General features: G+C 40.3%; 10 protein-coding genes. 2 read left to right on the forward strand and 8 right to left on the reverse strand.

Translation table 11 applies throughout. The features are described from left to right. Positions 1-228: 228 nt before the first annotated feature. Positions 229-693: a tRNA (uridine(34)/cytosine(34)/5-carboxymethylaminomethyluridine(34)-2'-O)-methyltransferase TrmL gene (trmL, locus tag CWB76_RS03730; RefSeq protein WP_138605545.1), complete on the reverse strand. Its 465-nt coding sequence runs from the start codon at positions 691-693 to the stop codon at positions 229-231. 105 nt (positions 694-798) lie between these two features. On the opposite strand from trmL, the gene CWB76_RS03735 reads away from it, so the two are divergent. After that, positions 799-1,680, forward strand: coding sequence for a cation diffusion facilitator family transporter (locus CWB76_RS03735; RefSeq protein ID WP_475473284.1), 882 nt, complete (start codon positions 799-801; stop codon positions 1,678-1,680). Positions 1,681-1,727: 47 nt separating this feature from the next. Here the strand turns inward: CWB76_RS03735 and CWB76_RS03740 are convergent, their stop codons facing one another. Genes CWB76_RS03740 through CWB76_RS03750 form a run of 3 tightly spaced genes read right to left on the reverse strand, consistent with a single transcriptional unit; the run spans position 1,728 to position 4,756 of the window. Next, on the reverse strand, positions 1,728-2,672 hold the full coding sequence (locus tag CWB76_RS03740) for an alpha/beta fold hydrolase (RefSeq protein ID WP_138605547.1): 945 nt from the start codon (positions 2,670-2,672) through the stop codon (positions 1,728-1,730). Next, positions 2,662-4,089: an ATP-binding protein gene (locus CWB76_RS03745; protein ID WP_138605549.1), complete on the reverse strand. Its 1,428-nt coding sequence runs from the start codon at positions 4,087-4,089 to the stop codon at positions 2,662-2,664. The genes CWB76_RS03740 and CWB76_RS03745 overlap by 11 nt, the downstream gene beginning before the upstream one ends. Beyond that, complete coding sequence (locus tag CWB76_RS03750; protein WP_138605550.1) at positions 4,067-4,756, reverse strand: response regulator; 690 nt, start codon at positions 4,754-4,756, stop codon at positions 4,067-4,069. The genes CWB76_RS03745 and CWB76_RS03750 overlap by 23 nt, the downstream gene beginning before the upstream one ends. 166 nt (positions 4,757-4,922) lie before the next feature. On the opposite strand from CWB76_RS03750, the gene CWB76_RS03755 reads away from it, so the two are divergent. Next, positions 4,923-5,411, forward strand: a complete 489-nt coding sequence (locus CWB76_RS03755) for a Spy/CpxP family protein refolding chaperone (protein ID WP_138605552.1) — start codon at positions 4,923-4,925, stop codon at positions 5,409-5,411. 59 nt (positions 5,412-5,470) lie between these two features. Here CWB76_RS03755 and yacG read toward each other — a convergent pair whose 3' ends face one another. From yacG to CWB76_RS03775, 4 genes are all read right to left on the reverse strand, one after another. After that, positions 5,471-5,701: a DNA gyrase inhibitor YacG gene (gene yacG, locus CWB76_RS03760; RefSeq protein ID WP_054202591.1), complete on the reverse strand. Its 231-nt coding sequence runs from the start codon at positions 5,699-5,701 to the stop codon at positions 5,471-5,473. Between the two features lie 65 nt (positions 5,702-5,766). Continuing rightward, a complete protein-coding gene (gene pilB, locus CWB76_RS03765) occupies positions 5,767-7,443 on the reverse strand; it encodes a type IV-A pilus assembly ATPase PilB (protein WP_138605555.1) in 1,677 nt (558 codons plus the stop codon). 134 nt (positions 7,444-7,577) lie between these two features. Further along, complete coding sequence (coaE, locus tag CWB76_RS03770; protein ID WP_138605557.1) at positions 7,578-8,207, reverse strand: dephospho-CoA kinase; 630 nt, start codon at positions 8,205-8,207, stop codon at positions 7,578-7,580. 2 nt (positions 8,208-8,209) lie between these two features. Beyond that, positions 8,210-9,121, reverse strand: coding sequence for a prepilin peptidase (locus CWB76_RS03775; protein ID WP_138605559.1), 912 nt, complete (start codon positions 9,119-9,121; stop codon positions 8,210-8,212). Between the last annotated feature and the right edge of the window lie 180 nt (positions 9,122-9,301).

Below are 9,301 nucleotides of genomic sequence, written 5' to 3' on the forward strand. Positions count from 1 at the left end.
GTAAATAATGACCAAAAAAGAGTAAATCGCCCCTAGGCAGAACCCTTTGGGCAGCGCCTGTTTGGTATTGATGCTGCGTTATCGCCTATTTATGGGGAATAACCACACCACATAGGCTCTGCTTTATTTAAATACCAAACAAACTGCTGTAAATTCAACCTTAAAAGGTCAACAGACCACTAACACTTAGTGGCGCTTAAAGTTACTAAATTTAAACACCAGTTTAATCTATTGGGCGTTAGTGAAACCAAGCTGGCGCCAAGATTCATATACAAACACAGCTACTGCATTAGATAGATTCATACTGCGACTATCGGCTTGCATAGGAATACGAACGCGTTGCTCATTGGGTAATGCTTGGATCATTTCATCAGGCAAACCTCGAGTCTCAGGGCCAAATACTAAGCAGTCACCCGCTTCATATTGTGCTTGATGGTGAAATTGACTGCCTTTGGTGGTGCACGCATACACTTTTTTAGGCTGGCACTTTTCTAAGTAAGCTTCAAATGAAGCATGGCGTTGCACATGGCTAAATTCGTGATAATCAAGGCCAGCGCGTTTTACACGTTTGTCATCCCACTCAAACCCCAATGGTTCAATTAAATGCAGTGCAAAGCCTGTATTAGCACATAAACGAATGATATTCCCGGTGTTAGGCGGAATTTCAGGTTGGTATAAAACAATATCCAGCACAATAAGCCCTATAAAATCTTTAATTTGACGAGCTCAGTATACACGAACAATGAATAAAAAATGATATACTGAAAACATTAAATACAGCTTACAGCGGAAAGATACGTGCATAATCGCAGTTATGAATTTTGGGTTAAGGCCTCTAGCATAGTGACCATGGTTATGGTCAGCCTAATGATTGCGACCAAAGCATGGGCGTGGCTGGCGTCGGGTTCTGCGTCAATGCTTGGCTCATTAACCGACTCATTAATGGATATCACAGCAACACTAATGAGCTTTTTGGTTTTATCGTATGCACTGCGCCCTGCTGACGATGACCACCGATTTGGCCACGGTAAAGCAGAGGCGCTTGCAGGGTTAGGGCAGGCCGCTTTTATTGCAGGCTCGGGTTGTTTATTGGCGTTTCATGGTATTGAGCGTCTCATTAACCCCGTAGAGCTGACGCATTCATTATTAGGTGTATGGGTGAGTATTTTTGCCATAGTGTGTACATTAGTGATTGTGTATGTGCAAAATAAAGTCGTAAAGCATACAGAATCAATCGCTATAAAAGCAGATTCTGTGCACTACAAAGGCGATTTAATTTTAAATGCAGCGGTGCTACTTGCTATTTTACTTGCTTATTATGGGGTGCTGTATGCTGATCCGTTATTTGCCATAGGTGTGGCAGGATATTTACTTTATAACAGCTGGGATATAGCAACCGAGAGTGCCTCACACTTAATGGATAAAGAGCTACCCGATGAAGAAAAGCAAAGTATTTTTGAAATAGCCCGTAATCATAATGACGTTTATGGGGTGCACGGTATTCGTACTCGTCAAGGTGGTAAAGTTAAGTTTATTCAGCTGCATTTAGAGCTTGATGACAATTTACCACTTATTCGCGCCCATAAAGTAGCAGACGAAGTGGAAGCCATGATCACTCAGCAGTTTGAATCACAAGTGGATATATTGATTCATCTAGATCCGCTCTCGCTCAGTCGTTAACCTAATCTGAACTCTGCTTGAGATAGATTTATTATCTATAATTGAGGTTAATTTACAGACTCGCAAAATTTATACAGGCTAGTTAGCAGTGATTGGCGGATATCATCACGTTCAAAAAACAGCTCGTGCTTAGCTCCTTTAAACTGCTTGATTAGGGTATTTTTATGCCTACTTGCGAGCTTATGTTGGGCTTGATTATCAACCACTTCATCATTTTCTGCGCTGGCTATAAATAGTGGGGTGGTTATAGATAGCTTATCGAGTGCTTTAATGAACGAAAAAACGGTATGCAGCCAACCATAAGTCACACCACCTAATTGTAATAGTGGGGTTTGCTGATAAGTTGCCCTAAATTGCTCGTAACGTATTTGACTACTGGTTAAAGTATTAAGCGCAAACTCTTCAGCTGAATAATCGCTTTGCCCTAGTGCATAACATCCTGAGAAACCTAACAATGATGCACTCGCAGCGATAAACTGTGCAATTGGTTTGGGTATTCCTTTGGTATAAATATCAAACATGGGCGCCGATAAAAACGCTCCACTAAAATCATGTGAATAGCGTGCTAAGTAATCAAACGCAATGGCGCCGCCCATTGAATGGCTAAGTAGTAGTTTTTTACCTTGCCAGTGCTGCTGCACCACTTTTTTATTAAACTGGTTAAGATCGTGACTGTAATCTTCAAATTGTTTTACGTAGCCTTTGTGGGGGTTTTTTAATAACCGATAAGAGCGCCCCTGGCCTTGGTGATCAACAATAAACACAGCAAAATTATTACAATAAAGCTCCCAAAGTAGCTCTTTGTATTTATCGAGTCCTTCAATACGCCCTGAACTAATAACAATGGCTGTATGAGCATTTTTAGGCTTGGCATAAGCATAAAATAACTCCCCAGCTGCTGTGTTTAAATACGCTTTTTTAAGCGTATTAGTATAAAACTCAGTAATTGCAGACAGGTTATTTTCAAGCTCGCTTTCAGTGCTATAAAACATGGTCTCTCTTTTGTATTGGTAAGCTTACTTCAACGCATAATCCGCCAGCGTCTTTGTTTGATAAAACTAAATTTCCGCCATGCGCTATTACCGCATTTTTTGCAATGGCTAACCCTAACCCTGTCCCCCCACTGTGGCGGTCGCGGGCATCTGATTGCCTAAAAAACGGTTCACACAACTTATCGAGTTGCGCTTTAGGTACGCCTGGGCCGTCATCACATATTTGTATGTATATGGTATCACTGTGTTTTAAGCTAATACTAATAGTATGTTGTGCATATTTAATGGCGTTGCGCAGAATGTTCTCTAAGGCACTGGCAATCAACATTTCGTCGCACTCTATATTTACTTCAACATTACCATGTACAATTAAGGTTTTATTGTGCTGTTTTGCTTCAAACTGAGCATCGTTTATTACATGGTCAACAATCACTTGCAGCGACTGTGTTTGCAGCGATAAAGGTTGGCTATTGGCTTCTAAGCGCGATATCTGCAATACATCGGCTATCATTTTATCCAGTTGGTTAGCTTCTTTTTCAATACGCAACAAATAAGATTGATTTGCCTCACTTGCCTGCATTTGTGCAAGTCCTGTAGCCATTTTTAAACGGGTTAGCGGGGAGCGTAATTCATGGGATATATCGGCTAATAAACGTTTTTGAGCGCTAAGCAGTTGCTCTAGTTGATCGGCCATCCGGTTAAAGTCGCGCCCTAAAACTCCAAGTTCATCTTTTCGCTGACTATTTATTGTTGCACGCGCACTTAAATCGCCGTTTGAGAGCCTGATAGCGGCTTGTTTTAAGCTATTTATAGGGGCAATTAAGTTACGGCTAAATAAAAAGCTAAGCGTAAGCGAGGCAATAATTGCCATGGTAATTTTTAACCAAACGGGTAATAATCTTAAGCGAATAAAGAGCGGTCGCTGCTGATTGATATCGATTTCATATAACTCAAATTCCCCTTCAGGAACCCGAATGCGCACAGGGCCAAAAGCTTGGTAATATTCAGTAAAAATAACCTGTGGTGGCATGCCCTTACTAAAGTTAAGTAAGCTTAAATCAATATTGTTTTCAACATTTTTACTGATCAACACTTCATCGCTATTTTGTGAATTTAAATAAAGCAACTTACGTTTCGTTAAACGCGGATGAGTAATAATGTCATTAATAGAGCGCTTGTGTTTATGTGCGCTACGCTCGATACCTCGTGCCAAATATTCTAGATTTTTTTGCATCGGCCCTTGTAGTGGATCATGGCTAATGGCGTTTATTAGTGAAATATTACTCAAGAAAAAGAGCGCTGTAAAAGTGCCAATAATGGTCAGCCAAAACCACGTAAACACTTTAAAAAACAGATAATGTCGTGGGTGGCGTAGCCAACTAAAGCGCAGAGCTTTATTCTCCTTGGATGAAGACATATCCCGCTCCTCTCATTGTTTTAATTTTATCGCCCTCAATATGCTCGGCTATTTTTTTACGAATATTACTCACATGCATATCTATAGAGCGGTCAAAAGATGCTAAGCGTCTGCCTAATACATCTTCGCTTATTTGCTCTTTGCTAATTACATCAGGCGCGTGTTTTATCAATAAAGCGAGTATTTCGTATTCGGTGCCCGTTAATGTGAGGGGGATGTTATTAATACTGGCCTCTCGCGCAGCAAAATTAATAGTAATACCATTTAAAGAGAGCTTTTTATTAGTGTTATTACTTACACTATTAATATGTTCAATGCGGCGAGTAATTGCTTTTACGCGGGCTAGTAGTTCTCTGTGATTAAAAGGCTTTGGTATGTAGTCGTCAGCGCCGAGTTCTAAACCAAAAATACGGTCAAAGTCTTCTCCTTTAGCGGTCAGCATAATCACCGGTGTTAATTTACTTTGCCTGAGTTGTTTCAGTACTTCAAAGCCATCTATAGAGGGCAACATGACGTCTAGTAATATAAGCGCGTAATCGTTTTGCAAGGCAAGCTCTAAGCCTTGTTGACCATCATGTGCGGTTTGAATGCTAAAGCCTTGTGCACTTATGTATTCGCTTAATAATTCGCATAAACCGGTGTCATCATCAATCATTAATAGTTTCATATATAAAGCCTTACGCGCTGTTTATGGTTTTATTTTACGCGTTTAATGTATCAATAGTTAGTCTTTACATAACCTTTACACTGCTTTGCGTTACTTTTCATTGAACCAGTTATAGTGAACACACTGGTTAGCAGCCAACAACCAATCCAATATTAAGGTGATGATTATGACTAAAGTAAACACGTTATCAAAATTAGTACTCATTTGCGGTTTAACAGCGGCAACGCTCACTACGGGCAGCGTATTTGCAAAAGGCGATGGCTATAAACAAGGTCACTCTCAGGCGCGCTTTTTACTCTCTGAGCGAGCAGCAGATAAGCTGGCACTTACGCAAGAGCAACAAACACAACTAAAAGCGATTTTTACAGCGCAAAAAACGCAAATTAAAGCGCTAAGAAGCCAAGACAAAGACGCGCGCCAGGCACAGCGCCAAGCCTATAAAGAACAAATGGATGCGTTATTGTCAGCGCCAAATTTTGACGAAAATGCAGCGAAAGAGTTATTAACTGCACGCCAAGATAAGAAACAGCAATTGGGGTTAATTAAATTAAAAACCCAGCATCAAGTAATGCAACTACTTAACGCTGAGCAAAAAGAGAAGTTAGCTAAAATTCAGCAGCGAATGACCAAAAAGCACCGCAAGCATAAAGCATAGCGTTTTAACACAAAGCAAAAAGCCAGCTAAATGCTGGCTTTTTTATATTACACGAGTGATTATTTAAAAAAGTCATCTTCATTTTTTGCCATCATTGCTTCAATGTCTTCAATCATGTCTTGATTGAATTCATCTGCAGAGGTGATGGGTGCTGAAATTTTATTATTTTCAAACGACCACTCACCTAAGTCAATAAGTTGGCAACGCTTTGAACAAAAAGGGCGGTGCGGACTTTGTGCTGACCATTCTACTTTTACTTTGCAGGTTGGGCAGTTAACCATAGTTGGCATAATTTACTCTCAAATTAATATAGGCTTGGCTGCTCAATTTATCGTTAAGCAACTAAGCATTTTATTTAAAAACTAGTAACGCGGTTTATCTCAGCCAGCGAGGTCACACCCTCTGCTGCTTTACGAATACCCGATAAACGCAAATTGTTATACCCTGCTTTAAGTGATACCTCAGCAATTTCTAATGAGTTACCACCACGCATTATAATTTGCGCTATTTCGGGGGTGATTTTCATAACCTCGTAAATACCAACACGGCCTTTATAGCCCTCAGTACAGCTTTCACAGCCTTTAGGGGCATACAAAACCATATCCTGTATTTGTTGTTCACTAAAGCCTTGGCGAATAAGCTCTTCACGGGGTAACTGCTCTGGTGTTTTACATTTAGAGCATAATCGGCGCGCTAATCGCTGAGCGATTATTAAGCTAATTGAACTGGCCACATTATACGCGGGTACGCCCATGTTTAATAAACGAGTTATGGTTTCAGGTGCAGAGTTAGTATGTAGCGTTGATAGTACTAAGTGACCGGTTTGTGCCGCTTTAATTGATATTTCAGCGGTTTCTAAATCTCGTATCTCACCTACCATTACTACATCGGGATCTTGGCGTAAGAACGCTCGTAAAGCATTAGCAAAGGTCATGTCGGCTTTAATGTTTATTTGTACCTGATTAACCCCTTCGAGGTTAATTTCTACCGGATCTTCGGCGGTACTGATGTTACGCTCTGGCTGATTGAGTATATTTAAACCCGTATACAGGGAGACGGTTTTACCTGAGCCAGTTGGACCGGTAACTAAAATCATCCCTTGTGGTTGCTCTAATGCATCGAGGTAGAGTTTTTTCTGCTCAGGTTCATAACCTAATACATCAATACCTAACATGGCACTTGATGAATCGAGGATACGCATTACAATTTTTTCGCCCCATAAGGTAGGCATGGTACTAACACGAAAATCAATACTTTTACGTTCTGTCACTTTGAGTTTTATACGGCCATCTTGTGGCTTACGTTTTTCAGCGATATCAAGGCGCGACATAACTTTTATACGAGCAGATAGCTTACTGGCCAAGGTGTTTGGCGGGCTGGCTACCTCATGTAAAATTCCGTCGATGCGAAATCGAATACGGTATTTATGTTCATAAGGCTCAAAGTGAAGATCCGAAGCGCCTTTTTTTATTGCGTCCATTAAAATTTTATTAATGTAAACAATAATAGGGGCGTCGTCTTTGTCATCGTCTTTTGGCGTATGGTCTTTTTGTGGCTCAGAATCTAGTTCAGCAAACTCTTTAAATTCATCCTCACTTAAATTTAAGCTACCTGCAGCATCCAGTAGTTGCTCAATTTTATTATCGAGTTGAATATAGTCAACTACCACCACTTCACACGATAAACCGGTGCTAAACTCAAAGTTTTCAAAAGCGCCGTAATCGGTAGGATCTGAAGCGGCAATATATACTTTTCTGCCTTTTTGTACCAAAGGTAAAATATGGTGCTTACGGATCAGCTTTTCTTTAACTAGCTCGGCAGGAATTTGTGCAACATTAAAATCTTTTAAATCTAAAAAAGGCACTCTAAACAAATCAATACATTGCTCAGCTAAATCGTTGCTATCTATTTTTCCGCATTTAGAAATAAGTTCTGCGGTTGACGCAAAGTCTTGCTGCCTGGCTTTTACGGTATCGGTATCGACACGGCCGAGGGTAATAAATTTTCTTAGTAACGGTGAGTTAATATTCATTGCGCACCTGATTTAATCCTTCTTTACTCAGCAATTTATCAGAAAAAAGAAAGGAATACATTAATCGTACCAATGCAGCAGATAATTTACCGATAAAAATATCAGTTTATTGCGCTGTGATTGGGTCAGTCACTCTATATTGTAGACTTTGCTTGCTGTAAATAATAATTATGTAGCTTAAGTAAGTCTTGTTTTACATCGTTTAAATCGCGGTTATTATTTAAAATATCATCCGTTTTTTGTTGTTTATGCTCACGAGACATCTGTGCGTCAATAATTTGTTTTGCTTGTTCAGTGCTTATATTGTCACGTTTTGTGGTGCGGGTAATTTGTATTTCTACTGGTACATCAATTAGTAAAGTACGATTACAGTAGCGATCAAGCTCATTTTCAAATAATAACGGGGCAACTAAAACCACATAGTCGCTTTGCGCGTTTTTTAAGTCAGTGAGCAGTTTAGTGCGTATTAAAGGGTGCAGCAGCGCATTGAGCCATGTTTTTTGCTCAGGGTTACTAAAAATCCGGGCTCTTAGCTCGCCACGGTTTAATGCGCCATGTTCATCGAGTATGTCAGAGCCAAAATGCTTAGTAATGGCATTAAGCCCTTCTGAGCCAGGTTCAACCACTTGGCGAGCTACAATATCCGCATCAACAATAGTAATACCTAGCTCTGCCAACATATCGCTAACTGCGGTTTTACCACAGCCAATCCCACCGGTTAGGCCCAGCACCCAGTTATTTTTATGGTGTTGTGTATTACTCATAGTTAGTAACCAATAAAATTAAAATAGCTGTTTTGTAGTTGTGTACCCCACAGCATAGTTATCCAACCGGCTATTGCTAAATAAGGACCAAAAGGAATAGGCGTTGCTTTGTCTTTACCTTGAATACTCAGCAGGGCAATGCCTATTACTGCGCCTACCACGCTTGAGAGTAAAATAATGGTCAATAACGATTGCCAACCTAGCAGTGCGCCAAATACAGCCAGTAATTTAAAGTCGCCATAACCCATACCTTCTTTGCCAGTAATTAGCTTAAACAGCCAAAACACACTCCACAAGCTTAAATAACCACATGCTGCACCAATAATAGCATCGCTAGGGGCTATGGTATAACCCATAACTGATGCGATTAATGCTAGCCATAAAAGCGGCAAAGTAAGCTGATCTGGCAGCAGCATGTGATCAATATCAATAAAAGTTAGTGCCACTAATATCCAAGTAACTACTATGTATAATAAAGCCTGCTCAGTTGCGCCAAAAGTGTACGCAACAACTAGGCTTAAAATAGCGGTAATGGCTTCAACGATTGGGTAACGCACTGAGATTGGGTTATCACAGGTTGCGCATTTACCCTTTAAAAATAACCAACTAAATATAGGAATGTTTTGCCATGGTTTAATGGCTGCTTTGCACTTAGGACAACATGAGTTGGGCTTAACTAAATTAAACGTGTCAGTAGTTTGTGAAGTGGTCTGTTCAGTCTTTGGGCTGGTTAGTTCATCGGCTAATAATAAGCGGCATTCAGTTTGCCATTCTTTTTGCATCATTACTGGCAAGCGATATATCACCACATTTAAAAAGCTACCAATACATACACTCACAAGGCCAATCGTGGTCAAATAAAACCATAAGTTAGCCTGCATCGCGTTGCTGATATCAATAAAAAGACTTTGCATTTATTTTACCTAAAACTAAATTCTGTGTTGATAATACAGTGGTTTTATATAAGTGCAAAGTTAGGGTTTAGGATGGTAGGTTCGAGGTTTGAGGTTAAAGGTTCGGGCGACGAGCGGCGAGTTGCGGGGAATCACCGCTTTTTAATTGTTCTGTAGGCGGGGCTTTATGCCGCGCAAGGG

The organism is Pseudoalteromonas sp. S1609 (assembly GCF_005887255.1).
Classification (GTDB): Bacteria; Pseudomonadota; Gammaproteobacteria; order Enterobacterales; family Alteromonadaceae; genus Pseudoalteromonas.

Excerpts from the sequence above, each read along its gene's own strand:
- CWB76_RS03740 (WP_138605547.1), bottom strand. The coding sequence starts at position 2,672 with ATGTTTTATAGCACTGAAAGCGAGCTTGAAAATAACCTGTCTGCAATT.
- CWB76_RS03745 (WP_138605549.1), bottom strand. The coding sequence starts at position 4,089 with ATGTCTTCATCCAAGGAGAATAAAGCTCTGCGCTTTAGTTGGCTACGC.
- CWB76_RS03750 (WP_138605550.1), bottom strand. The coding sequence starts at position 4,756 with ATGAAACTATTAATGATTGATGATGACACCGGTTTATGCGAATTATTA.
- CWB76_RS03755 (WP_138605552.1), top strand. The coding sequence starts at position 4,923 with ATGACTAAAGTAAACACGTTATCAAAATTAGTACTCATTTGCGGTTTA.
- yacG (WP_054202591.1), bottom strand. The coding sequence starts at position 5,701 with ATGCCAACTATGGTTAACTGCCCAACCTGCAAAGTAAAAGTAGAATGG.
- pilB (WP_138605555.1), bottom strand. The coding sequence starts at position 7,443 with ATGAATATTAACTCACCGTTACTAAGAAAATTTATTACCCTCGGCCGT.
- coaE (WP_138605557.1), bottom strand. The coding sequence starts at position 8,207 with ATGAGTAATACACAACACCATAAAAATAACTGGGTGCTGGGCCTAACC.
- CWB76_RS03775 (WP_138605559.1), bottom strand. The coding sequence starts at position 9,121 with ATGCAAAGTCTTTTTATTGATATCAGCAACGCGATGCAGGCTAACTTA.